This window comes from Arthrobacter koreensis, assembly GCF_035792275.1.
Lineage (GTDB): Bacteria > Actinomycetota > Actinomycetes > Actinomycetales > Micrococcaceae > Arthrobacter_B > Arthrobacter_B koreensis_A.
Map to the genome: position 1 here is coordinate 1 of NZ_JAMWKK010000021.1, position 24,705 is coordinate 24,705.

Consider the following 24,705-nt stretch of genomic DNA (forward strand, 5'->3'; position numbering starts at 1 on the left):
CATCGCAGCAAAGCTCAACCGCAGACCCAGACCAACCCTGGACATGGACACCCCAGCCAACCGGCTGAACATGCTGCTGCAACCAGCAGCCTAACCCCCAGCGTTGCACCCACCACTTGACTTAGCCCGCTGGGAAGAGCCGTAACTGGCCTCTCGGCGGCTGGGGTTTAGTACCAGTTGTTGGCGTAGTGGAAGTTCAGCGCCGAGCAGGGGCTGCCGTAACGGGACTCGATATAGGTCAGTCCCCAGTTAATCTGCGTACGGTAGTTGGTCTGCCAGTCACCGCCGGCGGTGGCGAGCTTGGTGCCCGGCAGGGCCTGCGGAATGCCGTACGCGCCGGAGCTGGCGTTCGTGGCGCTGGTCAGCCATTCGGATTCCTTGTTCCACAGAGTGTCCAGGCACGTCATCTGGGATGCCTCCCACCCGTGACTGCCCAGGACCGAAGCGGCGTAGGCCTTGGCTCCGGCAGGGTCGTCAACGGGAACGGCCGCTGCGGCGATCCGGGCGGCTTCCTCGGCGGCCGCCTGTTCCGCTGCTGCTGCCGCAGCCGCTGCTTCGGCTTCACGTGCCGCAGCGGCCTGGGCTTCTGCCTGTGCCGCAGCGGCCGCATCTGCTGCGGCAGCGTCTGCGGCGGTTTGCTCTGCCGCCTGCTTTTCAGCATCCGCTGAGCTGCTGCTGGGGCTCGGTGCTGCCTCGGGTGCTGCTTCAGAAGTCTCAGCACCGGGAGTTGCAGACGGCGAAGGCGCGGCTGCCGGAGCCGGTGAGTCGGTAAACAGCGGCAGTGCAAGGCTGGCCAGCTGGATGCCTGCAGTAGCGCGCAGGTCTTCTTCGCCAGCTGCGGCGCCGGCAGTACCCAGCACCACGATTCCGCCAAGAGCGGCGGCAGCTCCCACCTTCATCCGGTAGCGGCGGCGCTGCATGGCGCGCTGCTGCCTCTGTGCACGGCGTCCCTCAAAGTTGCTCATAGGTCCGGGACTGTACACAGAGTTTCTGGGACAGGTCGCGATTCGATAACGCCCGTGTTGCAATACGGTAACGGACCCGGTTTAATACCAGCCCTTTAGTTCCGAGTGGGCCCAGGCTCCGCACGGAGCCTTGTACCTCTGTGCAATGTAGCTGAGTCCCCAGTGGATTTGAGTGCGGTAGTTGGTGCGCCAGTCACTGCCCGCGGCCGCCATCTTGTCCCCCGGAAGTGACTGCGGAATACCGTAGGCCCCGCTGTACGGGTTCATGGCGCTGGTCAGCCAGTTTGATTCCCTGTTCCACAAATCGACCAGGCATCTGAACTCCCCGCTGCCCCACCCGTAGGAACCCATCATCGAGGCGGCATACGCCTGCGCTCCGGCAGGATCATTTACCGGCGCAGCAGGCGGCGGCGAAGGCGGTGGCTGTGGAGCCGGGACCGTTGGGACCGGCGCCGGGGAGGGTGCAGCAGGTGGGGCCGGAGCAGGGCCAGGGGGCGGGACTGCTGGACTTTCGGGGGTTCCCGGGGCAGTGGGATTTGTGGGATTAATCACCGTATTGGCATCCCTGGTCGGCGCTTTTTCAGCCGCACGGCGGGCTTCCTCGGCCTGCTGCCGGACGGATTCCTCCAGCCGGGCCGCTTGGAGCCTGCCAAGCTCTTCGTCCACCGTTGTACTGCGGAGCTCGGCCAGCTGTGCAGCGAGCACGGCCGTGCGTTCTTCCTGTTCCCGTACGGCTTTTTCCGCCGCCTCCGTAGCGGACTGCGCATCCTCATACTGGGACTGGGCCGAGGCTGCCAGTTTCTCCCGCGCTTCGCGTTCGGCCTGCTCGGCTTCTTCAAGTGACGCGGCAGCTTTCTCGGCCGCTTCAGCTTCGTCGAAAAGCCGGGACGTTCGTTCGGTTACCCGGGACAGCGCATTGATCCGGTCGAGGTGGGCGGCCCCTTCTTCGGCATCGAGGAGGAAGAGGACCGTGCTGTCCATGCCGCCGGTTTTGTAGGTCTGGGCAGCCAGCGCCCCGACCTGGCTTCGCAGTTCGCCGGCACGCTCCGACGCCGCAGTGCGCTGGGCCGCCAGATCAGCCAGCCGGGCATCGCTGGCTTCCACCTCTGACCGGAGTTCTTCATAACGGCTCGACGCCGACACCGCGGCATTGCCGAGGTCCCCGGCCTCGTCATAGAGGCGGTCAAGGTGTTCTTCGAGTTTCCGGACTTGTTCTGCAGCCGCGTCTGCGTCGGACTTTGCGGCGGAGATCTCGTCCCACGAGGGATAGTCAGCGGCGGCTGCGGGAGGCGCACCAACCAGCAGAGTCGCTGCCAGAACGGCTGTCGCCGCCGCGGCCAGGGCAGGGGTGTGCAACTTCCGCCCCATCAGCCTCACAGTAAACATAGTGATGACAGCATACGGCACGCGCAGACCGGGTCCGCGGTTCCTTCGGAATGGCTACAGTTCGCTGTCCTGCCGGGCAGCCAGGGCGTCGTTGACGACTGAAAAACCAAGCGAAGGAGAATAGCCCTTGCGAGCGAGCATGGAGACCAGCCGGCGAACCAGCTTCTCCCGCTCTTTCGGGTCGGCTGGCACAGCGGCACGGCGCAGTTTGCGGTCTACCAGGTCCCTGGCGGCCTCAACTTCGTCGTCGCTGCTGATTTGTTCCAGTGCCTCTTCAGCCAGCTCCGGGTCGATTCCCTTACCGGCCAGTTCACGCCGGATGGCCGAACGCGCCAGGGAACGTGTCTGGGACCTGCTCCGAACCCACATGCGCGCAAACTCGGCGTCATCGATCAGCTGGACTTCCTCGAACCGGTCCAGCACGGCTTGGGCTACCTCATCCGGGACATCCCGCTCCGCCAGCTTGTCGGCGAGCTGCTGCCGGCTCTTCGCGGAACTGGTGAGCTGGCGGAGGATGATCGCACGGGCAACCGAGTGGGGATCTGCTTCAGGGGTTGAATCAGCCGCGGAACCGGGGGTGGGGCCGTCCTGGCCTCCCACCCCCGGTTTGCGGCGGCGCTGCTGCATAGGCGTGGACTACGCGCCGGCTGCTGCCGCGCTGGCCTTGCCGTCTGCCGCCTGCTCTTCGGGCTGGACGTCGACACCGAGCTTGACGCGCAGGCGCCGTTCGATCTCGTCTGCCAGTTCCGGGTTGTCCCGGAGGAAGCGCCGGGAGTTTTCCTTGCCCTGACCCAGCTGGTCTCCGTCATAGGTGAACCAGGCGCCGGACTTCTTGACGATGCCGTGTTCCACACCCATGTCGATCAGCCCGCCTTCGCGGGAAATGCCCTGGCCGTAAATGATGTCGAACTCGGCCTGCTTGAAAGGCGGGGCCATCTTGTTCTTGACGATCTTGGCGCGGGTACGGTTGCCGACCGGGTTAGTGCCTTCCTTCAGCGTTTCGATGCGGCGGACGTCGATGCGCACGGATGCATAGAACTTCAGGGCCTTGCCGCCCGTGGTGGTCTCCGGGCTGCCGAAGAAGACACCAATCTTTTCACGCAGCTGGTTGATGAAGATTGCGGTGGTCTTGGTCTGGCTCAGCCGGCCGGTGATCTTTCGCAGTGCCTGGCTCATGAGGCGTGCCTGGAGGCCAACATGGCTGTCTCCCATTTCGCCTTCGATTTCGGCGCGGGGAACCAGGGCTGCCACGGAGTCGATGACCACGATGTCCAGCGAACCGGAACCGACCAGCATGTCCATGATTTCCAGCGCCTGCTCACCGGTGTCCGGCTGGGAAACCAGCAGGGCGTCCGTGTCCACGCCGAGCTTCTTGGCGTATTCCGGGTCCAGTGCGTGCTCGGCGTCAATGAACGCGGCAATGCCGCCGTTCTTCTGCGCATTCGCGACGGCGTGCAGCGCGACGGTGGTCTTACCCGAAGACTCCGGGCCGTAGATCTCCACGACGCGGCCGCGGGGAAGGCCGCCTATGCCAAGCGCGATATCCAGTGCGATGGAGCTGGTGGAGATAGTCTCGATCGGGGCGCGCGTCTCGTCGCCCAGCCGCATGATCGAGCCCTTGCCGAACTGCTTGTCGATCTGGGCCAGTGCTGCTTCGAGTGCTTTGGCGCGGTCTGGAGCGGCCATTCTTCACCTCTGTTGTTGTGGCTGTTGCTGATGTTCCCGGCCCGTGGGCCGACTGTCGGTTGCTCACTGAGAACCGTATGCGACGGCACTGACACTGCCGCGGCGGCCAGATGCCGGTGTGGACAGCCGGAGCGGGGCGGACCAGTTGCTGCCCCTGTGTAGGAGCATATCGGGATCCGAACAGATATTCGAATAGATCCTCCCGCGTGTCTACGCCTGCTTGGGTTTGATATCCCGTCCGAGCCGGCGGTCCTGCGGCACTTCCTGCATCTCGCAGACCTCCAGCCAGACCCGTTTCGGATCGATTCCGCTTTCCAGCGCCTGCTGCGCGGTCCGTCCGCTGAGCCCGGTGAGGACAAGGTCGGCCGCCAGCACCCGGGAGTAGGCAGACCCGAATTCATCATCCATAAGCCGCCAGAAATCACTGATACGCATCGATTAATCCTCTCACGCCTGCCCGCCGTTCCGTGCGCCGGGACCCGTCCGGATGCACCCGTCTGAGCGGGACGCCGGCCGGAAGCCGCCTAGAATGGGGTTCATGACCGATAAGCCGCCGGCAGCCGTTTCCGTTCCCAACCAGGCAATTGAGAACCTGGAGCAGGAACTGAGTGTTCTATGGCGCCGGGCGCGAGCCGCATCCCAGCGCGTCGCACGCGCCGTTCACCCGGATCTCGAGCCGGCCGCCTACGGCCTGCTGGTCCTGCTGCAGCGGCGCGGCCCGCTGCGCCTGACGGACGTGGCTGCTGCGATCGGCGTCGGAAAGCCCTCCGTGAGCCGGCAGATTGTGATGCTGGAGTCCCTGGGTCTGGTGCAGAAACAGGCGGACCCGGAGGACGGCAGGGCCCAGACGATCAGCCTCACCGAATCCGGCAGCGAACAGCTGGCAAGGACCCAGCGGGCGCGGGAGAAACACTTCCGTTCACTCCTGTCGTCCTGGGACGAGGACGAGGTCCACACGCTGAGCGTGCTTCTCCACAAACTCAATGCCTCCGAGGTTCCGGGAACACCGAGGTAAGGCGGCCCGGCGGCTCCGGGCACCCAGCGAACAAACAAACAAACAAAAGACCCCGCCGGGAGGCGGGGTCTTTTGGTATGTCTTGGGGCGGGCAGCTCACACTGCTGCCCGAGGTTGTTACGGCGTGCGGGCCAGGTCCCGAGCCAGGTCCTCGGGGAACTCGCGGGCAAACTCGCGCGAGAACTCCGTTGGAACAGTATCGGGAATGGAAACGCCTTCGGCACTGGCCACACGGTCACTGACCTCACGAAGCATCAGGGACAGAGGTACATCGAGAGCACTGCAGATTGAAGACAGGAGTTCAGAAGAAGCTTCCTTCTGGCCCCGCTCAACTTCGCTCAGGTAACCGAGCGAAACCCGGGCACTGTGCGACACCTCACGCAGGGTACGGCCCTGGCGCTGGCGTACGTCGCGGAGTACATCACCAATCTCGTGGCGTAGAACTACCATTTTGCGCTCCTTAGGCTCCCGGTGTGCATCTTCCGCCAACCCTACATCCCGCCAGCGAATGACGCCGTTCACGGACACGGGTTGCTTCACCATGTGTATGTCCTGCTCCCTATATCGATTCGACCGCGGTTCGAACCGCGGAATGTCTACGATCCTAAACCGGAAACCTTGATGGTTCCTGATACTAGTAACTGATGCCCCGGCGGATTTGTTCCCGGGCAGGTGATGTGCCTTCGCAGCACCCCGCAGCCGGCTGCCGTCATCGCGCACCCAGCTCCCCCGCCAGCAGGTCCAGGGCCGCTGCACATGCCTGTAGCCGGATCGAAGCGCGGTCCCCGGTGAAGCGGAACTCCCGCGACCTGGTCCCCGCGGGGCCTGCGACGCCGATGAACACGGTACCAACCGGCTCCCCGTCATGCGGTTCGGGCCCGGCAACCCCGGTGGTTGAAACCCCGAAGTCTGCGTTCAGGAGCCGCCGGACTCCTGCTGCCATTTCCTCAGCCACCCGGCCGTCCACCGAACCGGCTGCTGCCAGCAGTGTTCCGCTGACACCCAGCACCTGTTCCTTGACGGAATTCTGGTACGCAACAACGCCGCCCTGGAGCACAGCCGACGCCCCGGGGACAGTTCCCAGTTCCGCGGCGACCATCCCGGCGGTCAGCGACTCGGCCGACGCAATCCGCATTCCAGCGGCTGCGGCGGCCCTCACCACCCGTTCCGGGGCTGTGCTCATGCGGTGCGGCCCGTATTCCCGCGCGCCCCGGCGCGCAGCTTCACGGCCTGGACGACGTAGTCCAGTCCCGTCACCACGGTGACGACGACGGCGGCTGCCATCACGGTGGCGCTGATCCACCAGGCCCAGTCCCCCAGCCACGAAGTCAGCGGCAGGAGGAACAGGAAGATGGCGAAGGTCTGGATAACAGTCTTGAGCTTCCCGCCGCGGGAGGCGGCCATGACTCCGTAGCGGATCACCACGAACCGCATCACGGTGATGCCGATTTCCCGGACCAGGATCACGATCGTCACCCACCACCAGAGCTCACCCAGGATGGAGAGCATCACCAGCGCGGAGCCGATCAGGAGCTTGTCCGCGATCGGGTCGGCAATCTTTCCGAAGTCGGTAATCAGGCCGCGGCTGCGGGCCAGGTCGCCGTCGAGCTTGTCGGTGTAGATGGCCACGGCGAACGTAGCCACCGCCAGCCATCGGAAGAGTCCGTCCCTGCCGTCGTCGGCCACAAGGAACCAGATAAACAGGGGCACCATGACGATGCGGATGACCGTCAGGACGTTGGCGATGTTGAGGGTGGGTACCCGCTCGGTTCCAGAATTGCTCACGAAACCAGCGTAACCGGATTCAGCGGCCGGTGAGGTTCCACGCGTCCTCGGAACCTTCACCGTCTTCACCGGAGCCCTCAGCGCCGTCGTAATAATCCTGTGCCTGCGGGCGCGAATCCAGGTCCTGGGCTACCAGGTCCACCGGTCCCCCGGCGTCGAATCCGTGGTTCACGTTGGCGTTATCCGCCAGTGCCGCGGTTTCGGCCGCATCCGGGCCGGACAGCGGTTCACCGCCCTGGATGGCGGCAAGGGTCGCGGCCAGGTCATCCGGCTTCACCAGCACGTCGCGGGCCTTTGAACCCTCGGAGGGTCCCACCACGCCGCGGGATTCGAGCAGGTCCATGAGGCGGCCGGCCTTGGCGAAGCCGACGCGCAGCTTGCGCTGGAGCATTGACGTGGAGCCGAACTGCGTGGTGACCACCAGTTCGGTGGCCTGCAGCAGCACGTCGAGGTCGTCTCCGATGTCGTCGTCGATCTGCTTCTTGGGCGCGGTGACCGTGACGTCCTCGCGGTAGGTTGCCTGGAGCTGGTTCTTGACGTGCTCCACCACGCGGTGGATCTCGGACTCAGTGACCCAGGCGCCCTGGACACGGATCGGCTTGTTGGAACCCATCGGCAGGAACAGGGCGTCGCCCTGGCCCAGCAGCTTCTCCGCGCCGGGCTGGTCAAGGACAACGCGGGAGTCAGTGACCGAGGACGTCGCGAAGGCCATGCGCGAAGGCACGTTGGCCTTGATCAGGCCGGTAACGACGTCGACGGACGGACGCTGCGTGGCCAGCACCAGGTGGATGCCGGCCGCACGGGCCAGCTGGGTGATGCGCACGATCGAGTCTTCGACGTCCCTTGGGGCGACCATCATGAGGTCGGCGAGCTCGTCCACGATCACCAGCAGGTACGGGTAGGGCTTCAGAACCCGCTTGGATCCTGCCGGCGGCACTACCTTGCCGTTGCGGACTGCCTTGTTGAAATCGTCAATGTGCTTGTAGCCGAAGTTCGCCAGGTCGTCATAGCGGGTGTCCATTTCGCGGACCACCCACTGCAGCGCTTCGGCGGCCTTCTTGGGGTTGGTGATGATGGGGGTGATCAGGTGCGGAACGCCCTCGTAGGCGGTGAGTTCCACGCGCTTGGGGTCCACCATGACCATGCGCACCTCGTCCGGGGTGGAACGCATGAGGATCGAGGTGATCATCGAGTTCACGAACGAGGACTTGCCGGCGCCGGTGGCGCCCGCGACGAGCAGGTGCGGCATCTTGGCCAGGTTCGCGACGACGAACCCGCCCTCCACATCCTTGCCCACGCCCATGACCATGGGGTGCTCAGTCTTGCGGGCGGCGTTGGAGCGCAGCACGTCGCCGAGGGCGACTACTTCCTTGTCCGCGTTCGGAATCTCGATGCCGATGGCGGACTTGCCCGGGATCGGTGAAAGGATCCGCACGTCGGAGCTGGCGACGGCGTAGGAAATGTTCTTGGACAGCGCCGTGACGCGTTCCACCTTGGTGCCTTCGCCGAGTTCGATCTCGTACCGGGTGACCGTCGGACCGCGGGAGAAGCCGGTGACCTTCGCGTCGACATTGAACTGTTCCAGGGTGCGGGTGAGTGCGGCAACGACGGCGTCGTTGGCTTCCGACCGCTCCTTGGCGGGCGGGCCGGAGGGCAGGAACTCCGACGGCGGCAGCGTGTAGGTGACGTCCCCGGAAAGCTGCAGCTGTTCCGTGCGCTGCGGGATGGGGGCCGACGGCGGCACGTGGGCCACGGGGCGGGAAGGCACCGGAGGAACCGGCGGAGCGGCCACGAGCGAGGCTGCGGCCTCGGGAACCAGTGAAATGGCCTCCGTGGGCGGCTCGGCGTCTTCCAGGCCCTGGTCGCGGCGCAGTTTCTGGGTGGCGAGCTCGGACTTGGTGGGCCGCCGGACTCCCGGCGGCACCTGGGGCTCGGCTGCTGCAGCTGCTTCCGCGCGTTCTTCCTCATCGCGCAGCAGGGCCGCCTCGAAGGCTTCGTCTCCGGCGAACCCGTCGCTGTGCTCCTCCTGGGCTTCCTTCTTGCCGCGGCCGAAACGGCGTTCCTTCTTCTGCTTGGCCGGGCGGTCCGTGGAGTAGAGGTAGCTCTGGTCGTGGGCCTCGGGATCGTCGTCGGCGAGGTCCTGTCCCATGAGGTGCTCATACAGGGCGCGCAGCCGCAGCGGGATGTGCCGGAACGGCGTCGCGGTGACGATCAGGACGGCGATGAAGACCAGCAGTGAGAGCAGGATGATGACCGGCCACTGGGTGACAGCGGCGGAAAGGGGTCCGGCGACGAGGAACCCAACGATTCCTCCGGAGACCCAAAGGCGGTCGAACCCGTCGGAGAGGGCCGGGGCGCCGCCGATCAGGTGCGTCAGGCCCGCTCCGGCGCAGGCCATGATGGTCAGGCCGATGCTGATGCGGCCGTTGGCCCGGTGCCTTTCCGGATAGCGGAACAGCCGTACGGAGGCAGTGAGGAGCATAAAGGGCAGCACCACGGCCATCCAGCCGAAGGTGCCTGCGGCGACGGCGTGGATGACGTCCGCGACGGGCCCGCGAAGCGCCCACCACTCAACGGTGGCGATGAGCAGCGCGCAGAGGATCAGGAAGAAGCCGGTTCCGTCCCGGCGGATTTCCCGGTCAGGTACGACGTCGGTGCCCAGCTTGCGGACTCCGGCACCTACGATGCGGGCTACGCCCATCCAGGCACCCTGGACTGCCCGCAGCGGCAGCGGAAGGGTCTCTTCGGGCTGGGTCTTGGCGGTGCGGCTGGGAGACTTCCCGCGCTGCGCGGACTTCCCGCCGCTGCGGGCTGGAGTCCGGCTGGAGGAACTGCCGCGTGCGGCAGGGGAAGTACGAGTCGCCATAGCTGCCACGCTACCGGACAGGGGCGGCAAACCCCTGAATATACGCGCCAAAAGGGCGCTCTTCCTTCCCCGGACCGGCATGGATCCGGGGAAGGATTCGGCCGGGCCTAGGCTTCGAGGACCACCGGGACGATCATCGGGCGGCGCCGCAGCCTGCGGTTAACCCAGGTTCCCACCACGCGGCGGACAACCTGCTGCAGCTGGTAGGCAGTGTGGTCACGGTTGGAGGTCACGGCCTCTTCCAGTGCCTTGCTGATCTTGGGCTTGATCTCGTCGAACACTGCGTCGTCTTCGGCAAAGCCGCGGGCGTGGATCTCCGGACCGGAAACGATGGTGCCGGTGCTGCGGTTCACCACGGTGATGACGGAGATGAAGCCTTCCTCGCCCAGGATCCTGCGGTCCTTGAGGTCGGTGTCGGTGATCTCGCCGACGCTGGAGCCGTCCACGTAGACGAAGCCGCAGTCGATGGCGCCAACCACGCGGGCCTTCCCGTCAACCAGGTCCACGACGGTGCCGTCGTCGGCCAGGATGATGTTCTGCTCCGGAACGCCGGTCTGGGCGGCAAGCTTGCCGTTGGCGATCAGGTGCCGGGTCTCGCCGTGCACGGGCATGGCGTTCTTCGGCTTGAGGATGTTGTACGTGTACAGCAGCTCCCCGGCCGAGGCATGGCCGGAGACGTGGATCTTGGCAGTGCCCTTGTGCACCACGTCCGCGCCGAGCTTCATGAGCCCGTTGATCACGCGGAAGACCGCGTTCTCGTTGCCGGGGATCAGGGAGGAGGCCAGGATGACGGTGTCACCCTTGCCGATGCTGATCCGGTGGTCGCCGTTGGCCATGCGGGACAGCGCGGCCATCGGCTCGCCCTGCGAACCGGTGGACATGAGGACCAGCTTGTGGTCCGGCATGTTGTCCACGTTCTTCAGGTCCACCAGGATGCCCTCGGGGACGTGCAGGTAGCCGAGCTTCTCCGCGATGGCCATGTTGCGCACCATCGACCGGCCCACGAAGCAGACCTTGCGTCCGTGGGCTGCAGCGGCGTCGAGCACCTGCTGCACGCGGTGGATGTGGGAAGAGAAGGAAGCCACGATGATGCGCTTCTTGACCTTGCCGAACAGTTCTTCGAGAACCGGGCCAATTGCGCCTTCGGGGGACGTGAATCCCGGGACGTCGGCGTTGGTCGAATCAGCCATGTACAGGTCCACGCCTTCTTCGCCCAGCCGGGCAAAGGCACGCAGGTCAGTGATCCGGCCGTCCAGCGGCAGCTGGTCCATCTTGAAGTCGCCGGTGTGCAGGACGTTGCCGGCCCGGGTACGGATGAAGACCGCGAGGGCGTCGGGGATGGAGTGGTTCACGGCCACGAACTCGCACTCGAACGGGCCGAACTGCTCCACCTGGCCTTCCTTCACCGTGAGGGTGAAGGGCTTGATGCGGTGTTCCTGCAGTTTCGCTTCGATCAGTGCCAGCGTCAGCTGCGAACCGATCAGCGGAATGTCCTTCTTCAGGCGCAGCAGGTACGGCACCGCGCCAATGTGGTCTTCGTGGCCGTGGGTAAGCACTACGCCCACAACGTCGTCCAGCCGGTCCTCGATGTAGGAGAAGTCCGGCAGGATCAGGTCGACGCCGGGCTGGGTCTCTTCCGGGAAAAGCACCCCGCAGTCCACGATGAGCAGTTTGCCGTCAATCTCGAAGACGGCCATGTTGCGGCCGATTTCTCCGAGTCCTCCCAGCGGAACGATTCGTAGTGTTCCGTCCTTGAGGCGGGGAGGGGTTTGCAGAGCGTTGCCCGCAGTTTCAATCATGTTTGTTACGCCTTGTCCTGGGAAAAGTCCCATCCTGCTTCGGCCAGGTCCGCCAGGACAGCTTCCATTTCAATGGCGTCGGGAGCCACCAGCGGCAGCCTTACAGCGGCGTCGGGGATCACTCCCTGCAATTTCAGGATCTGCTTGGCGGAAATGGCACCTGGTATGTGTGTCATTACGGCTCGCACTACCGGATCCAGTTCAAAGTGGATCCTGCGGGCCTTGTCGAAATCTCCTGCGGCGGCCGCGTCAACCAGGGCGCGGAACGCACCGGTGGCAACGTGGGCGCTGACGCTTACGACGCCGACTGCTCCGGCGACCATCCACGGCAGCGTCAGTCCGTCGTCGCCGGCGTAGACATCCAGGGTCGTGTTGGCCAGGACCCGGGTTACGGCGGCGAAATCGGCCTTGGCATCCTTGAGCGCCAGGACCTTGGGGTTTTCCGCGAGGCGGAACATCGTCTCGGTGGCGATGGGGATCCCGGCGCGGCCCGGGATGTCATAAATCATGATGGGCAGGTCGCTTGCGGCCGAAACGGCGTCGAAGTGGGCAATCACGCCGGCCTGCGTCGGCTTGTTGTAATACGGCGTCACTACCAGCTGGCCGTCGGCTCCGGCACGCTCGGCGCGGCGGGCCATTTCAACGGAGTGGGAAGTGTGGTTGGTGCCGGTTCCGGCAATGACCTTCGCGCGTCCGCCGACAGTCTGCGCCACGACCCGGAAAAGGTCTTCCTTTTCGCTGTCCTCCAGAGTGGAGGTTTCGCCCGTCGTGCCGGAAACAACCAGGCCGTCGCAGCCGTCCTCGACCAGCTTGTTGGCAAGGAACGCCGTGGCGTCGAAGTCGACTTCACCGTCAGCGGTGAACGGGGTGACCATGGCGGTCACCAGGGTCCCAAACGGACGGGAACGAATATCAGAGTCTGCCATGGGTAAAACGTTACCTGTTGGACCTGCGATTGGGACAAACGGACACCCGCGCAGCGTTGGCCGGGCGGGCCCTGTGAGACGATTCTTGAATGAGCAGAACGCGTCTGACGGGCATCGATGCGGCCCGCGGGGTGGCACTGCTGGGCATGATGTCCACCCACATCTTCCCGCTGTATGACCCCGCGACGGGTGAACCCACGTTCGTGGCGCTGGCCTTCTCCGGACGGGCTTCCGCCCTCTTCGCCGTCGTGGCGGGGATCGGCCTGGCGCTGCTGACCGGCGGGATGAATCCCGGAACCGGCCGCTCCCCCGGTGCCAGCCGGCGCGGAATCGCTGCCAGGGCCGTGGTAATCGCACTGGTCGGCCTGCTGCTCGGCGGGCTGGACATCTCGATTGCCGTGATCCTGTTCCATTACGCCGTGCTGTTCCTGATGGTGCTGCCCTTCACCTCCATGTCCCTGGGCAAGCTGGCCGCCTGGGCCGGTGCCTGGATCTGCCTCTCCCCCGTCCTGGCGTACCTGGTGCGGCCGTGGCTGGAGGAGAACCTCAACCCTCCGGACGTCGGCGGGAACATCACGTGGGAACACTTCGCCGAACCGGCCACCCTCGCCGCCGATGTGTTTTTCACCGGGTTCTACCCCACGGTGCAGTGGCTGAGCTACCTGCTGGTGGGCATGGTCATCGGCCGGATGAACCTGCATTCCCTCTCCGTGCAGGCCGGACTGGTGGTTGGCGGGATCTTCGCCGCACTGGCGGCGAAGTTCATCAGTGCCTACCTGCTCATCGACGCGGGCGGATTCGCCGAACTGCTGGCAACCGAGTCAGGCAGGCGGTGGCCCATCGGACGGATGCTGGAAGTGAACCTCACCGGAGTGGAGCAGTCCGGGTCATGGTGGTGGCTGGCGGTCAGCGCACCGCATTCGGGCACCACGCTGGACCTGCTGCACACCTGCGGCACCGCCGCCGCCGTCGTGGGGGCCTGCCTCCTGCTGACCCGGGCGCGCCCAAACCTCCTGCTCCCGCTCTCAGCTGCGGGAGCCATGACGCTGACGCTCTACAGCATGCACATCTGGGTGATGGCGCTGGTTGATGCGCAGGAACCGGCACTGGATCCGACCTGGGTGTTCTGGCTGCAGGCTGCGGCCGCGGTGCTGATCGGGATCGCGTTCTTCAAGCTGGGTTCCCGCGGCCCGCTGGAAACGGTGGCCTCCGGTGCCTCGCGGCTGGCGCGGGACGGCAAACTCACCGGGGACCGGCGCTAAGCGCCGGGCTGACCTAGGCCCGCTCGCTGAACTAGGCGCTCGGCTGAACTAGCTACTCGCCTGAACCGAACCGCTGAAGAGCTTGCCGGCCTGCCGCATCGAGGACCGTGCCCGCTTCCGGTCGCCCGCGGCGTCGTAGGCGCAGGAGAGACGGAACCAGGCCCGCCACTGCTCAGGGTCGGCTTCGACCTCGGCCTGGTACTTGGGGAACTCGGCGTCGGCTGCTTCACGGATGATCCGGCCGCCGGGCGTGCGCGGGAGGTCGTCGACAGGCAGGCCGCCCTCGTCCGCGAGGATCCGTGCCATCTTTTCGGTCTGCACGCCGAAGAGCAGCTCACGGACCAGCGCCCAGACGCCGATGGCGGGCAGCACGAAGTAGGCCGCTCCCATTGCCTTGGTGATGAGTCCGTCCGAGGTCAGCAGCAGCCAGCCGCGCTGGGCCACCACCAGCATGTAGAAAACCAGGAGCACCGTGACCAGCAGGACGCCGATCTTGGCGCGGTTGTGGAAAAGGCCGGAGAAGAAGGTGGACAACGGAGGTTTCCTTAGGCGTTCAGGTTGAGGTAACCGTCAAGGCCGACGGTCAGGCCGGGGTGCGCGGCAACTTCGCGCAGGCCCAGGAGGACGCCGGGCATAAAGGACGCCCGGTCGTAGGAATCGTGGCGGATCGTGAGCTGTTCACCCTCCCCGCCCAGCAGGACTTCCTGGTGCGCGACCAGCCCGCGCAGGCGGACCGAGTGCACGCGGATGCCTTCGACGCCGGCTCCGCGGGCGCCGGGAAGTTCCTTGACGGTGGCGTCCGGGGACGCCGGTGTTCCGGCGTCGGCGCGCGAGGCCGCCATCAGTTCAGCGGTCCGGACGGCAGTGCCCGACGGCGCGTCCACCTTGTTCGGGTGGTGCAGCTCCACAATCTCGACGGATTCGAAGTAGGGTGCCGCCTTGGCTGCGAAAGCCGAGGCGAGCACTGAACCCAGCGCGAAGTTCGGCGCAATGAGAACGCCGGTCTCGGGGTGCTCCGCGAGCAGGGCGTCCAGGCGCTCCAGGCGTCCGGCATCCCAGCCGGTGGTTCCCACCACGGCGTGCATGCCGTGCTCGACGGCGAAGCGGACGTTGGCTTCGGTGCTGTCCGGGACGGTCAGGTCCACCACGTACTGCGCGCCGGCGGAGACCAGGGTCTGCAGCGGGTCCTGCCGGCCGAGCGCGGCCACCAGTTCCATGTCCGGTGCCGCTTCTACGGCTTTGACGGCTTCGGACCCCATGCGTCCGGTGGCTCCTAGCACCGCAACGGGCAGTTTATTGCTCATGGATCCAGATTACCGGTCAGGCCGGGCCGTCGCTGACGCCCACCCACTCCACCGAGCCGTCGGCGAATTCCTGTTCCTTCCAGATCGGCACTTCTGCCTTGACGGTGTCCACCAGTTCGGAACAGGCCGCGAAGGCCGTTCCGCGGTGGGCGGAGGCCACTGCGGCCACCAGGGCGGCGTCGCCGATTTCAAGCGGCCCGGTGCGGTGGGCCGCCCAGATCCGCACCCCGTCATATTTCGCCGCGATCCGGGCGGCGACCTCACCGATCACGGCTGAGGCAGTTGGATGGGCGCTGTAGCCGAGGGACCTGACGTGCCTGCCGCCGTCGTGGTTGCGGACGATCCCGCTGAACGTGACAACGGCGCCGGCCTGCGGCGTCCAGACGGCCGCATACGCGGCCTCGGCGTCCAGGGCCTGGTTCCCGACGGTTGCCGCAACTACTTCGCTAGTGCTCATTGATGCCCTCCAGCTGCCCGCAGATATGTCCAATAATCGGTTCCAGGACCTCCAGCGAGTCCGTGACTCCGGAGGGCGAGCCCGGCAGGTTCAGCACGAACGTCCGCCCGGCTGTGCCCGCATGTCCGCGGGTGAGCGCAGCCATCGGCGTCTTGCTGAGCCCGTGGGCGCGCAGCGCCTCCATGACGCCGGGAACCTGGCGGTCCAGCAGCGGAAGGGTCTGTTCCGGAGTGGCGTCCGTGGGGCTGATGCCGGTGCCCCCGCTGGTGATGATCACCGAAGGTTCCAGTGCCAGCATGCGCTTCAGCGCGCTCCCGACTTCTTCCCCGTCCGGCACTACCTCGGCCAGCACCACGTCAAAGCCCCGGGCGTACAGCCAGTCCTGCAGCAGCGGCCCGGCTTCGTCCTGGTACACCCCGGCGGATGCCCGGGTGGATGCAACCAGGATGGCCGCCGTGCGGCGGGGTGCTGCGTCGGTACGGCTCACAGGCTCCAGTCTCCGCTCTTGCCGCCGGACTTGGCCAGCACCATGACATCCGAGATGACAGCGTGCTTGTCCACGGCCTTGACCATGTCGTAGAGGGTCAGCGCCGTCACCGTCGCGGCGGTCAGGGCTTCCATTTCGACGCCGGTGAGCGCCTTTGTCTTCACCGTTGCCCTGATGGTCACTGAGCTCTCCCCCGGCTCAAAGTCGACGGTGACCTTGGTGATCGGCAGCGGGTGGCAGAGCGGAATCAGGGTGGAGGTCTGCTTGGCAGCCATGATGCCTGCGACGCGGGAAACAGCGAAGGCATCTCCCTTGGGCAGGTCACCGTCGCTGAGCAGCCGCACCACCTCTGCGGTGGTGTTCAGCACGGCCTGTGCCGTGGCTTCGCGGGAGGTCTCGGCCTTGGCGGAGACATCAACCATGTGGGCGGTGCCGTCGGCACGGACGTGGGTCAGGGCCGGTGCGTCCCCGGAGTGTTCTTCCCCGGACATGTTCGGGTCCTTTCGGTGGTGTTCCTGAAGCTGGAAGTGCAGCTACTCCAAGAGCCATACTGTCACTTCTGCGCCTTGGGGCAGGTGTCCGGTTCCGGCCGGAATCAGTACCAGGGCGTTCGACCCGGCGAGGGCGTGGACCAGATGCGAGCCCGGCCCGCCGATCAGTTCAACGCTGCCGTCCTCGAAACGCCCGCGCCGGACCTGCAGTTTCCCTGCTGGGCTCTCCGCCGCGTCCGCCAGGACGGCCCGGAGGGTGCGCCGCGGCAGGGGCAGCCCGGTCAATTCCGTGAGGGCCGGACGGAGGAAGACCTCAAAGGAGACCAGTGCGCTGACCGGGTTGCCGGGAAACCCAAGGAGCGGAACGCCGTCGACGGTGCCAAGGCCCTGCGGACCGCCGGGCTGCATTGCCACTGAAAAGAACTCCACGCCTTCAGCCGCAAGGGCCAGCCGGACCACTTCGTAGGCGCCTTTGCTGATCCCCCCTGAGGTCACCACCAGGTCCGCCCCGCCCTGGGCGAGTTCATCGCGCAGCCCAGTGCGGAAATCCTCCGGGGAATCCGCCAGGATCCGGGTCCGGATGACCTCTGCTCCGGCTTCGGCCAGGCTGGCCGCCAGCAGGGTGGTGTTCGCGTCGTGGATCTGCCCCGGGGCCAGTTCCCGTCCCGGCTCCACCACTTCATCCCCGGTGCTCAGCAGCGCGACCCGCACCGGCGCCGGCACCGGCACCTCGGCGATGCCCAGCGCTGCCAGCAGGCCCAGCTGGGCCGGGCCCAGGCGGGTCCCCTTGGCCAGGGCCAGGGTACCGGCTGCTATGTCGCTGCCTGCTGCACGGACAAACTGGCCGGCCGGGACGCCGGCGGGCAGCCCCACCCGGGCTCCCTCGCGGTCCTCCGGCGCGTAGAAGGTGTCCGGCTGCGAACGTTCAATGGGAACGACGGCGTCAGCACCGTCCGGGAGCATGGCACCGGTCATGATCGGGGCGGCAGTGCCGGCTGCCAGGGGCGGTGCCTGCGCTCCGGCCGGGATGGGAGCGGCGACCCCCAGTTCAACGAAGCTGCCCGACGGCGCGGCTGCGAGGTCGGCGGAATGCACGGCATAACCGTCCATCTGCGAGTTCGTGAACGGCGGCAGGCTGCGCGGGGCTGACATGTCTTCTGCAAGGATCCGGCCGGCGGCTCCGAGGAGCCCACGCGCCTGGACCCCCGGCTGCAGGCTGCGTGCCAGCAGCGCACGGACCGCTTCCTGGTGTTCTTCCACGGGACGTACCCGGTTGCCTGCGCTGCTCACGTTCCCCCACTCGTCTCCCGGCGTCTTTTGCGCATGAGTCTATGCCCGGCCGGCTACTGCCGCAGGCGGTCCCGCAGCCGGGCCAGTTCGGCGCCGGTGAGGCCGCCGGAACGAAGGTAACCGGCGGCGGAGCCGTGGTTGTCTTCCACCCAGTCAAGCGCGGACCTGATGGCTTCGGCGGGTGCCCGGGTCACCAGCGTAACGATCTGTTCGGTCAGCGGAACTCCCATGCTGCCAACCATTCCCAGCATCCGGTCCGACCACTCTCCGGCCAGGTCCTGCCCGCTGCGTTCGTAGTCAGCCACGACGGCATCCCTCTCCACACCCGCAGCATCCAGGAGCAGCGCCACCGACACTCCGGTGCGGTCCTTGCCCGCGGTGCAGTGGACCAGCACGCCGCCTTCCGCCGTGGCAGCTTCCCTGGCCGTGCGGGCGAAGTCCGCTGCACCATGTTCCAGCATCCCCGTGTAAATCCGGCCCAGGGTCGGCAGCTGGGCCAAGGCAGTTTCCACTGCGCGCGCCGCGGCCGCAGTGCCGCCGGAGACAGCCGCCTGCCGCATGGCGCCCTGTGCCATGCCGGTGAAAGCTCCTTCCAGCAGCGGCAGATCCACTTTGCGGACGTCCATGGCAGGCGGCAGGCGGTCCGGGGCCATCTGCTGCTCGGCCGGAGTCCGGTAGTCGATGATGACGTCTATCCCCGAACCCGCCAGACCCTGCAGACCCTGCGGGGTCAGGGCGCTGATCGCGTCCGATCGATAGAGGACCCCGTCGGCCGTCGTTCCGCCTCCGGCCAGGGGCAGGCCGCCGGTTCCGCGGAAGTTGAAGGTGCCGTCCAGGGTGGAAATTGCCATGCTCCGACCCTAACGGACCTCCGGCCTCAGCCTGCGCTGATCCGGATGGTGTGCAGTCCCGTAGCTCCGTCCGGAACCACCGGACGTTCGGCTTCGTCCTGGAGGCTGCCGTTCGCGTCTACCGCCCGCACCGTCAGCGAGTGGTCTCCTGCCGGCAGGTCAACATCCACTGAGAACTGCCGCCAGGTGTCCGCGGAGATGCCCGCCGCCAGCCGCGCTTCCTGCCATTCGCCGTCGTCGACCTTGAGCTGCACCGCGCTGATTCCGGTGTGCTGCGCCCACGCAACTCCGGCAACAGTTGTTTTGCCGGCACTGGTGCGGGCTCCCTTGGCGGGTGTATCAATCCGGGAGGAGAGTTTCACCGGGCCGCGTTCGGACCACCCCCGGTCCGTCCAGTAGGACGTTTCGTCGGCAAAGCGGGAGACCTTCAGCTCGGTGACCCATTTGGTGGCCGAGACGTACCCGTAGAGCCCCGGTACCACCAGCCGAACCGGGAAGCCGTGCTCCGGCGGCAGCGGTTCCCCGTTCATGGCCACTGCCAGAAGGGAATCCCGGGCGTCGGTGAGTGCTTCCAGCGGAGTGGTGGCCGTCCAGCCGTCCTCACTCGTGGAGAGCACCATGTCCGCACCGGGCTGCACGCCCGCGGCGGCCAGGAGGCTGCGCACCGGCCAGCCCAACCACTTCGCATTGCCGATCAGGGATCCGCCGACCTCGTTCGAGACGCAGGCCAGGGTCACCCAGCTTTCCTGCAGCGGCTTGGCAATCAGATCCGCGTAGCTGATCTCGATTTCGCGGTCCACCAGGCCGGTGACGCGCAGCCGCCACGTATCCGGGTTGATCAGCGGGACCCTCAGCGCCGTGTCTATCCGGTAGAAGTCCGGGTTGGGGGTAACCAGTGGCTCGGCGCCGGGGATGCCCAGCTCCGCTCCTGCGGGAATTGCCGCTGCGGGCTGGACGGGCGCGGGAAGCTGCAGGTTGGCCCTAAGGTCGTCTACCGCCACCTGTGAACTGCGCGCGGCGCCGGCAAGTCCGCCGCCCACCGCTGCTACCGCGGCTCCTCCGCCCACAGCCCGCAGGACGTCGCGCCGGCTGGCCCCGGCTTCGGCCTCCGGCGCCTGGCCGTAGCGGCGGATCCGCGACATGAGACCGCGCAGTACCAGCACACCGGCCAGCCCGGCGGCAAGCGGCGGGAGCAGGGCCAGCGGGCTGAACTGGGCGCGGGAGAGGACGGCTGCCGCTCCGAGGATCCCGAAGCCGGCCAGGACAGCTGACCCCCAGGGCCGCCGCCGGGCTTCGAGCAGCCCGCAGGCCGCACCTGTCCCCAGGATGATCAGGAACATGCCGGCGAGAAGCGCTGTCTTGTCCGAGGTGCCAAAGACGGCTATCGCCCAGTCCTTGACCGGCGCAGGGACAGCATCGACGACTACGGACCCCACAGCGCTCACCGGCGAAAGGGACGGGCTGAGCGCAGCGGCCGCCAGTTCACCGGCGGCTACGGCGATTCCAGCCGCCACCACGCCGGCGGCGGCAGCGAACCCACGGGTTCCTGGCATTACTTCTCAGCTCCTTCGCCGCAGGCGGCACGCCGCACCGGTGGGCGGCGGGTGTTTCCCTGATTATGGCAGGGCGGGACGGGGTCGGCCTGCCGCGCTGCGGCACCTTCCTAGAGACAGGGTGTGAAACGGCCTACACTCGGGGGATGGGAACTGAGCTGGGCATGCCCTCCTTCGCACGGACGCGGTCTGCCGTGGAGGAACCCGCCGTCCCGGAACAGCTGGACGGGCTGGTGGACCGCTACGGCCGGCGCGCCACCGACATGCGCCTGTCCCTGACCGACAAATGCAACCTGCGCTGCACGTACTGCATGCCGGCTTCCGGCCTGGACTGGCTGCCCAGGGATAAAGTCCTGACTGCCGCCGAAATCATCCGGCTGGTGGGGATCGGCGTTGGTTCCCTGGGGGTCCGGGAGCTGCGGCTGACCGGAGGCGAGCCCCTGGTCCGGGCTGACCTGGTGGATATCATCGCCGGAATTCGGGCCAACCATCCCGAGCTGCCGGTGTCCCTGACCACCAACGGGTTGGGCCTGGACAAAAAGGCGGCGGCGCTTAAGGCCGCCGGCCTGACCCGAATCAACGTTTCCCTCGATTCGCTGCACCCCGGAACCTTCGCGCAGCTCACCCGCAGGCCGTTCCTGGACCGGGTCCTGGCCGGCGTGGAAGAAGCGGCGCGGGTGGGCCTGGGGCTGATCAAGATCAACGCCGTTCTGATGCGCGGCATCAACGACGCCGAGGCGCCCAGGCTCCTGGGATGGGCCGTTGAACATGGTTTTGAACTGCGGTTCATCGAGCAGATGCCGCTGGACGCCGACCACGGCTGGACCCGCGACGGCATGATTACCGCTGCGGAAATCCGCGCCCGGCTGGAGGAAGAATTCGTCCTGACCCCCGACCCCCGCAACCGCGACGGCGCCCCCGCCGAACGGTGGGAAGTGCGGCACCGGGCCTCTCCCCGGGAAGTTGCCGGCGTCGTAGGCATCATTGCCTCGGTCACCGAGCCCTTCTGCGCCGACTGCCGGCGCACCCGCATCACTGCCGAGGGCAAGGTTCGCAGCTGCCTGTTCTCGCACGAAGAGACTGACCTTCTGGAACTGCTGCGCAGCACCGGGGACGATGCCGCCGTCGCCCGCCGCTGGCAGGAGGCGATGTGGGGCAAGCCAAAGGCCCACGGCATGGACCATGCCGGCCTGGGCGCACCGGACTACGTGCAGCCCGAACGAACCATGAGTGCGATAGGTGGCTAAGTGCTGATCCGCTATTTTGGCGCTGCGAAGGCAGCGGCAGGCATAGAAGAAGAAACCCTGGACGCTGGTCCCCTACAGCTCGGTGAGTTGCTGGAGAAGCTGGCAGCACTGCATCCCGACGCCCCTGAGGGAACACCCGTCCTGCAGACAGTCATTGCGCGAAGCACCTTCCTGGTCAACGAAGTCGCTGCCCGGGACCAGTCACGGCTGCTGGACCCTGCAGACACCGTGGACGTCCTTCCGCCCTTCGCCGGCGGCTAGGTCCTCCTCCGGGTTCGAGCTCGCGGTACCTCCGGTTCCGGCTGGGATTTCGCTGCCGGGCAGGCCCATCGGCCGGGAACCATTGCGGCGGAGCTGGTTCCCGGCGTTAAGTGGTTAGGCGGAGGATCCTCCAGCGCATTCCCTGACGAAGGAGCGCGGATGGCCGCCAACGAAGCCCAGGCTGCATCCAACACCGCCAAAATCTCGCTGCTCACGCTCACCATGGTTGTTGTCGGGTCCATGGTCGGGGCCGGTGTGTTCTCCCTGCCGCGGCGGTTCGCCCAGGAAACCGGCGTCGCCGGAGCCCTGGTCGCATGGACCATCGCGGGTGCCGGAATGCTGATGATGGCTTTCGTCTTCCAGCGCCTGGCGGTACGCAAACCCGCCCTGGACGCCGGGGTGTATGCCTATGCCAAAGCCGGTTTTGGTGAGTACACGGGATTTTTCTCAGCCGCTGGATACTGGGCAAGCGCGTGCGTCGGGAACGTAACGTACTGGGTTCTCATCACCTCCACGCTCGGGCAGTGGATTCCCGTATTGGGCGCGGGAGACACGATCACGGCCATCGTGTGCAGCTCTGCCGGGCTCTGGCTGTTCTTCCTCCTCGTCAGTCGCGGGACCAGGGAAGCCACCTCGATCAACCGGATTGTCACGGTCGCAAAGATCATCCCCATCCTCGTGTTCGTCCTGCTCGCCCTGTTCGTCTTTGACCCGGCAGCCTTCCAGGCCAACTTCGGCGGAGCGGACTACGCGGGCTCACTGTTCGAGCAGGTGCGCGGGACCGTCCTGGTCACCGTTTTTGTTTTTCTCGGCGTGGAAGGCGCCAGCGTCTACTCCCGGCACGCAAGGCGCAGGGAAGATGTGGGTCGGGCTACCGTGCTTGGTTTCCTGAGCGTGCTGGCCATCTTCGCGTCGGTGACCATCGTTTCCTACGGCGTGATGCCAATGGACGAAATCGCGGAGCTCCAGCAGCCCTCCATGGCCGGGGTTCTTGAACATGCAGTGGGGCCCTGGGGAAGCATCTTCGTTTCGATCGGTTTGATCATCTCGGTTCTGGGTGCCTACCTCGCATGGACCCTCATGGCCGCCGAAGTCCTCTTCGTCGCCGCGAAAGACCGGGACATGCCCCGCTTCCTCTCGCGGCAAACGGCCCGGGACGTTCCGGTGAACGCACTGCTGCTGAGCACCCTGCTGTCGCAGGTGGTGCTGATTCTCACCTACTTCTCGGAGAACGCCTTCGATTTCGCCCTGGACATGACGGCGGTCATGACCCTGATCCCCTTCCTGCTGGCGGCCCTGTATGCGCTGAAGCTGCGGCTCACCCGGGAAACCTATGCCGGCTCGTCCAGTTCCACGCTGCGGGGAGACCTGGCCGTCGCCGTCCTGGCCTCGATCTATGCCGCTTTCCTTGTCTACGCCGCAGGGGCCGGACTGCTGCTCATCTCCTTCCTGTTCTACGCACCCGCCACCATCCTGTTTGCGATGACCCGGCGCGAGCAGCAGCGCAGGGTATTCAGCAGCCGTGAGCTGGTCCTCTTCGCAGCGGTCCTGCTCCTGGCAGCCGCAGCCGCGGTGGGCCTGGTCACCGGATGGATCTCGGTCTAGCCCCCGGCCGGTCGGGGATGGGTCCCAATCCACTGAAAGGAATCCCATGAATGTTTCACCAGCACAGGACTACGGCGTCCATTCCGAGGTGGGACAGCTGCGCAAGGTGCTTGTGTGCCGCCCCGGCCTGGCACACGAACGGCTGACGCCGTCGAACTCCGCTGAGCTGCTCTTTGATGATGTGCTCTGGGTTGAAGCCGCCCAGCGAGATCACCTCGATTTCGTCAACAAGCTCTCCAACCGCGGCGTGGAGGTCGTCGAGCTCCATGACCTGCTTGCCCATACCATCGCGGTTCCGGAAGCAAAGAACTGGCTGCTGGACCGCGTGGTGGTCCCCAACCGGGTTGGCCTTGGTGGTGGAGGGTACGCGGGCCTACCTTGAGACGCTCACGCCTGCGGAGCTGTCGCGGTTCCTCATCGGAGGGTTCTCCACGGCCGACCTCCCCGAGGACTACCGCACGGATTATGTGTCGCTGGCGCATGCATCGCCCGATACCCGTGAATATCTGCTGCCGCCCCTGCCCAACACGCTCTACACCCGCGACACCACCTGCTGGATCTTCGGCGGGCTGACCCTGAACCCGCTGTACTGGCCGGCGCGGAAGGAAGAAATCCTGCTGATGCAGACGATCTACTCCTTCCACCCGGATTACAGTGCGTCCACAGTCTGGTGGGGCGACCCGGAACAGCAGTGGGAGCAGGCGTCCCTGGAAGGAGGCGACGTGATGCCCGTGGGCAGCGGCGTCGTCCTGATCGGGATGAGTGAGCGCACCTCACGCCAGGCAATTACGCAGCTGGCAAGGGCGCTGTTTGACGCCGGTGCCGCGGACACGGTGGTGGTGGCGGGCATGCCGAAACTGCGCTCAGCGATGCACCTGGACACGGTCTTTACCTTCGCCGACGTTGACCTGGCCACCGTCCATCCCCGGATCGTGGACGGCATACATCCTTACGTGCTGCACCCCAGCGACCGGGAACCCGGAGTCGAGGTGACGAGTGAGGCCGGGATGCCCTTCACGGACGTCGTGGCCCGGGAAATGGGCCTGCCGGCGCTGAGGATTGTCGAGACCGCAGGCGACGCCTACGCATCCGAACGGCAGCAGTGGGATTCAGGGAACAACGCGGTGGCGCTTCAGCCGGGAGTTGTCTTCACCTATGACCGCAATACGCTGACGAACGCTGCCCTGCGCAGGGCCGGGGTGGAAGTTATCACCATCGCCGGCGCCGAGCTTGGCCGCGGGCGGGGCGGGGGCCACTGCATGACCTGCCCGATCGCCCGGGACCCGGTCAGCTGACCCTTCCCTCCCCTGGAACAAACGAAAGGCCAGTTACGGCTTGTTTCAGGGGGTGAAGTCATATGGTCGTTGCAACGTTCTGATTGATGGAGCGTTTGATGGTCAAGGTCTTTGCCTCACATGTCCGAACGGATTTTGTGGACTTGGTGTGTTCGGGTGTCCCTGTTGGCGAAG

Annotated in this window: 24 protein-coding genes and 1 pseudogene; 6 read left to right on the forward strand and 19 right to left on the reverse strand. The window is 66.3% G+C overall.

The window, feature by feature from the left end:
- Window positions 1-167 precede the first annotated feature (167 nt).
- From NGB94_RS16100 to NGB94_RS16120, 5 genes are all read right to left on the reverse strand, one after another.
- Entirely contained in the window at window positions 168-965 is a 798-nt protein-coding gene (locus NGB94_RS16100; RefSeq protein WP_325791725.1) for a hypothetical protein, read from the reverse strand.
- Between the two features lie 81 nt (window positions 966-1,046).
- Window positions 1,047-2,333 (reverse strand): lytic transglycosylase domain-containing protein, encoded by a 1,287-nt coding sequence (locus tag NGB94_RS16105; RefSeq protein ID WP_325791726.1) that lies wholly within the window; start codon window positions 2,331-2,333, stop codon window positions 1,047-1,049.
- Between the two features lie 72 nt (window positions 2,334-2,405).
- On the reverse strand, window positions 2,406-2,978 hold the full coding sequence (locus NGB94_RS16110) for a regulatory protein RecX (protein WP_325791727.1): 573 nt from the start codon (window positions 2,976-2,978) through the stop codon (window positions 2,406-2,408).
- A gap of 9 nt (window positions 2,979-2,987) precedes the next feature.
- Window positions 2,988-4,037, reverse strand: coding sequence for a recombinase RecA (gene recA, locus NGB94_RS16115; protein WP_091606123.1), 1,050 nt, complete (start codon window positions 4,035-4,037; stop codon window positions 2,988-2,990).
- 210 nt (window positions 4,038-4,247) lie between these two features.
- Window positions 4,248-4,472: a DUF3046 domain-containing protein gene (locus NGB94_RS16120; RefSeq protein ID WP_325791728.1), complete on the reverse strand. Its 225-nt coding sequence runs from the start codon at window positions 4,470-4,472 to the stop codon at window positions 4,248-4,250.
- Between the two features lie 103 nt (window positions 4,473-4,575).
- Here NGB94_RS16120 and NGB94_RS16125 point away from each other — a divergent pair, with 103 nt between their 5' ends.
- Window positions 4,576-5,052: a MarR family winged helix-turn-helix transcriptional regulator gene (locus NGB94_RS16125; protein ID WP_325791729.1), complete on the forward strand. Its 477-nt coding sequence runs from the start codon at window positions 4,576-4,578 to the stop codon at window positions 5,050-5,052.
- A gap of 117 nt (window positions 5,053-5,169) precedes the next feature.
- Here NGB94_RS16125 and NGB94_RS16130 read toward each other — a convergent pair whose 3' ends face one another.
- The 6 genes from NGB94_RS16130 to dapA form a co-directional block, all read right to left on the reverse strand.
- Window positions 5,170-5,595, reverse strand: coding sequence for a helix-turn-helix domain-containing protein (locus tag NGB94_RS16130; RefSeq protein WP_091606131.1), 426 nt, complete (start codon window positions 5,593-5,595; stop codon window positions 5,170-5,172).
- A gap of 166 nt (window positions 5,596-5,761) precedes the next feature.
- Complete coding sequence (locus NGB94_RS16135; protein ID WP_325791730.1) at window positions 5,762-6,235, reverse strand: nicotinamide-nucleotide amidohydrolase family protein; 474 nt, start codon at window positions 6,233-6,235, stop codon at window positions 5,762-5,764.
- Window positions 6,232-6,837, reverse strand: coding sequence for a CDP-diacylglycerol--glycerol-3-phosphate 3-phosphatidyltransferase (gene pgsA, locus NGB94_RS16140; protein ID WP_325791731.1), 606 nt, complete (start codon window positions 6,835-6,837; stop codon window positions 6,232-6,234). The genes NGB94_RS16135 and pgsA overlap by 4 nt, the downstream gene beginning before the upstream one ends.
- A gap of 19 nt (window positions 6,838-6,856) precedes the next feature.
- A complete protein-coding gene (locus tag NGB94_RS16145) occupies window positions 6,857-9,703 on the reverse strand; it encodes a DNA translocase FtsK (RefSeq protein WP_325791732.1) in 2,847 nt (948 codons plus the stop codon).
- 107 nt (window positions 9,704-9,810) lie between these two features.
- Window positions 9,811-11,502, reverse strand: a complete 1,692-nt coding sequence (locus NGB94_RS16150; RefSeq protein WP_325791733.1) for a ribonuclease J — start codon at window positions 11,500-11,502, stop codon at window positions 9,811-9,813.
- A 5-nt stretch (window positions 11,503-11,507) separates the two neighbouring features.
- Window positions 11,508-12,428: a 4-hydroxy-tetrahydrodipicolinate synthase gene (gene dapA, locus NGB94_RS16155; protein WP_325791734.1), complete on the reverse strand. Its 921-nt coding sequence runs from the start codon at window positions 12,426-12,428 to the stop codon at window positions 11,508-11,510.
- A gap of 89 nt (window positions 12,429-12,517) precedes the next feature.
- Here dapA and NGB94_RS16160 point away from each other — a divergent pair, with 89 nt between their 5' ends.
- Window positions 12,518-13,690 (forward strand): heparan-alpha-glucosaminide N-acetyltransferase domain-containing protein, encoded by a 1,173-nt coding sequence (locus NGB94_RS16160; RefSeq protein WP_325791735.1) that lies wholly within the window; start codon window positions 12,518-12,520, stop codon window positions 13,688-13,690.
- A gap of 48 nt (window positions 13,691-13,738) precedes the next feature.
- Here the strand turns inward: NGB94_RS16160 and NGB94_RS16165 are convergent, their stop codons facing one another.
- From NGB94_RS16165 to NGB94_RS16200, 8 genes are all read right to left on the reverse strand, one after another.
- Window positions 13,739-14,143, reverse strand: coding sequence for a hypothetical protein (locus NGB94_RS16165; RefSeq protein ID WP_325791747.1), 405 nt, complete (start codon window positions 14,141-14,143; stop codon window positions 13,739-13,741).
- A gap of 92 nt (window positions 14,144-14,235) precedes the next feature.
- Window positions 14,236-14,994, reverse strand: coding sequence for a 4-hydroxy-tetrahydrodipicolinate reductase (dapB, locus tag NGB94_RS16170; protein WP_325791737.1), 759 nt, complete (start codon window positions 14,992-14,994; stop codon window positions 14,236-14,238).
- A gap of 16 nt (window positions 14,995-15,010) precedes the next feature.
- On the reverse strand, window positions 15,011-15,451 hold the full coding sequence (locus NGB94_RS16175; protein WP_325791738.1) for a molybdenum cofactor biosynthesis protein MoaE: 441 nt from the start codon (window positions 15,449-15,451) through the stop codon (window positions 15,011-15,013).
- Entirely contained in the window at window positions 15,441-15,938 is a 498-nt protein-coding gene (locus NGB94_RS16180) for a MogA/MoaB family molybdenum cofactor biosynthesis protein (protein WP_325791739.1), read from the reverse strand. Before NGB94_RS16180 ends, NGB94_RS16175 begins: the two co-directional genes overlap by 11 nt.
- Window positions 15,935-16,429: a cyclic pyranopterin monophosphate synthase MoaC gene (gene moaC, locus NGB94_RS16185; RefSeq protein WP_325791740.1), complete on the reverse strand. Its 495-nt coding sequence runs from the start codon at window positions 16,427-16,429 to the stop codon at window positions 15,935-15,937. Before moaC ends, NGB94_RS16180 begins: the two co-directional genes overlap by 4 nt.
- A gap of 42 nt (window positions 16,430-16,471) precedes the next feature.
- The gene (gene glp / locus NGB94_RS16190; protein WP_325791741.1) at window positions 16,472-17,719 is read right to left on the reverse strand and encodes a gephyrin-like molybdotransferase Glp; all 1,248 of its coding nucleotides are present in this window, start codon (window positions 17,717-17,719) and stop codon (window positions 16,472-16,474) included.
- 53 nt (window positions 17,720-17,772) lie between these two features.
- Window positions 17,773-18,570 carry a tyrosine-protein phosphatase gene (locus NGB94_RS16195; protein ID WP_325791742.1) on the reverse strand — a complete coding sequence of 266 codons (798 nt, stop codon included), beginning with the start codon at window positions 18,568-18,570 and terminating at the stop codon, window positions 17,773-17,775.
- Window positions 18,571-18,596: 26 nt separating this feature from the next.
- Entirely contained in the window at window positions 18,597-20,123 is a 1,527-nt protein-coding gene (locus NGB94_RS16200) for a molybdopterin-dependent oxidoreductase (protein WP_325791743.1), read from the reverse strand.
- Window positions 20,124-20,269: 146 nt separating this feature from the next.
- Between NGB94_RS16200 and moaA the strand changes: the two genes are divergently transcribed.
- From moaA to NGB94_RS16220, 4 genes and pseudogenes are all read left to right on the forward strand, one after another.
- Entirely contained in the window at window positions 20,270-21,370 is a 1,101-nt protein-coding gene (moaA, locus tag NGB94_RS16205) for a GTP 3',8-cyclase MoaA (RefSeq protein WP_325791744.1), read from the forward strand.
- Window positions 21,371-21,631 (forward strand): MoaD/ThiS family protein, encoded by a 261-nt coding sequence (locus tag NGB94_RS16210; protein WP_325791745.1) that lies wholly within the window; start codon window positions 21,371-21,373, stop codon window positions 21,629-21,631.
- A 159-nt stretch (window positions 21,632-21,790) separates the two neighbouring features.
- A complete protein-coding gene (locus NGB94_RS16215; RefSeq protein ID WP_325791746.1) occupies window positions 21,791-23,236 on the forward strand; it encodes a basic amino acid/polyamine antiporter in 1,446 nt (481 codons plus the stop codon).
- Between the two features lie 46 nt (window positions 23,237-23,282).
- Window positions 23,283-24,531 (forward strand): annotated as a pseudogene (locus NGB94_RS16220) (arginine deiminase).
- Window positions 24,532-24,705: the final 174 nt, after the last annotated feature.

Coding starts and splice junctions, on each gene's coding strand:
- NGB94_RS16100 (WP_325791725.1), bottom strand. CDS start 965: ATGAGCAACTTTGAGGGACGCCGTGCACAGAGGCAGCAGCGCGCCATG.
- NGB94_RS16105 (WP_325791726.1), bottom strand. CDS start 2,333: ATGGGGCGGAAGTTGCACACCCCTGCCCTGGCCGCGGCGGCGACAGCC.
- NGB94_RS16110 (WP_325791727.1), bottom strand. CDS start 2,978: ATGCAGCAGCGCCGCCGCAAACCGGGGGTGGGAGGCCAGGACGGCCCC.
- recA (WP_091606123.1), bottom strand. CDS start 4,037: ATGGCCGCTCCAGACCGCGCCAAAGCACTCGAAGCAGCACTGGCCCAG.
- NGB94_RS16120 (WP_325791728.1), bottom strand. CDS start 4,472: ATGCGTATCAGTGATTTCTGGCGGCTTATGGATGATGAATTCGGGTCT.
- NGB94_RS16125 (WP_325791729.1), top strand. CDS start 4,576: ATGACCGATAAGCCGCCGGCAGCCGTTTCCGTTCCCAACCAGGCAATT.
- NGB94_RS16130 (WP_091606131.1), bottom strand. CDS start 5,595: ATGGTGAAGCAACCCGTGTCCGTGAACGGCGTCATTCGCTGGCGGGAT.
- NGB94_RS16135 (WP_325791730.1), bottom strand. CDS start 6,235: ATGAGCACAGCCCCGGAACGGGTGGTGAGGGCCGCCGCAGCCGCTGGA.
- NGB94_RS16145 (WP_325791732.1), bottom strand. CDS start 9,703: ATGGCGACTCGTACTTCCCCTGCCGCACGCGGCAGTTCCTCCAGCCGG.
- NGB94_RS16150 (WP_325791733.1), bottom strand. CDS start 11,502: ATGATTGAAACTGCGGGCAACGCTCTGCAAACCCCTCCCCGCCTCAAG.
- dapA (WP_325791734.1), bottom strand. CDS start 12,428: ATGGCAGACTCTGATATTCGTTCCCGTCCGTTTGGGACCCTGGTGACC.
- NGB94_RS16160 (WP_325791735.1), top strand. CDS start 12,518: ATGAGCAGAACGCGTCTGACGGGCATCGATGCGGCCCGCGGGGTGGCA.
- NGB94_RS16165 (WP_325791747.1), bottom strand. CDS start 14,143: ATGCTGGTGGTGGCCCAGCGCGGCTGGCTGCTGCTGACCTCGGACGGA.
- dapB (WP_325791737.1), bottom strand. CDS start 14,994: ATGAGCAATAAACTGCCCGTTGCGGTGCTAGGAGCCACCGGACGCATG.
- NGB94_RS16175 (WP_325791738.1), bottom strand. CDS start 15,451: ATGAGCACTAGCGAAGTAGTTGCGGCAACCGTCGGGAACCAGGCCCTG.
- moaC (WP_325791740.1), bottom strand. CDS start 16,429: ATGTCCGGGGAAGAACACTCCGGGGACGCACCGGCCCTGACCCACGTC.
- NGB94_RS16195 (WP_325791742.1), bottom strand. CDS start 18,570: ATGGCAATTTCCACCCTGGACGGCACCTTCAACTTCCGCGGAACCGGC.
- NGB94_RS16200 (WP_325791743.1), bottom strand. CDS start 20,123: ATGCCAGGAACCCGTGGGTTCGCTGCCGCCGCCGGCGTGGTGGCGGCT.
- moaA (WP_325791744.1), top strand. CDS start 20,270: ATGGGAACTGAGCTGGGCATGCCCTCCTTCGCACGGACGCGGTCTGCC.
- NGB94_RS16215 (WP_325791746.1), top strand. CDS start 21,791: ATGGCCGCCAACGAAGCCCAGGCTGCATCCAACACCGCCAAAATCTCG.